The organism is Oleiphilus sp. HI0043 (genome assembly GCF_001634935.1).
Map to the genome: position 1 here is coordinate 1 of NZ_LWEY01001177.1, position 677 is coordinate 677.

Below are 677 nucleotides of genomic sequence, written 5' to 3' on the forward strand. Positions count from 1 at the left end.
GAGCGGTGACAGTATTCGGGCTTGGTGCGGCAATAGGGGCTCTCTCTACAGGACTTAACTTTTCTAGACTTCCCCTCCTCCTCGAAGCGGGTTCCCAATTAACGGCTTCTTATCTAGAGTATTTAAATGCAAACAATGATCAGCCGGACGCGACAACACCGGCAAAGGATGCCTTAGCGTTTAGTCTGTTTTCGATACTTAGCGGTGGCAGACTCAATGATCAGGGGGGGATGGAAGGAGGGACTATTAGTCGTGTGGAAGTTAATCATATACTAGAGGGCAGCGCTCCTCACGAAGCTCAAAGATACTCTGAGGTTTTTCAAGCTGTAGCGGATATATTAGGTGAAAATGTAGAAGATGGTCTTAAGGGGTATATTGACTTCCATCATACGCTGTTGAGTCAGGGCATACACTTTTCGACTGTTGCTGATGCTAGAGGAGTGGATAGAGAGCAATTAGAGCACTGGCTTAATCAATCCGGTTACTTTGATCTGGACGCCCGATTAGCCCGATATAGTGTGATCAATAATCTGCCATTCATCCTAATGGGCCCTGAACTGGCAAGTGCTGTTTCTTCGGAAATCAGGGAATCAGATCGCTATGCTAAAGATACTTATTCCGAACCCTATTGGGTTGATAGGCTTAATTTTTATGAGCTAACACTTTCACAAAACCGA

General features: G+C 45.5%; 1 protein-coding gene. It reads left to right on the plus strand.

Annotated elements, in window-relative coordinates; all coding sequences use genetic code 11:
- Positions 1-677: hypothetical protein (locus A3729_RS33085; RefSeq protein ID WP_197475848.1), on the plus strand; the 677-nt coding region annotated here is incomplete at both ends.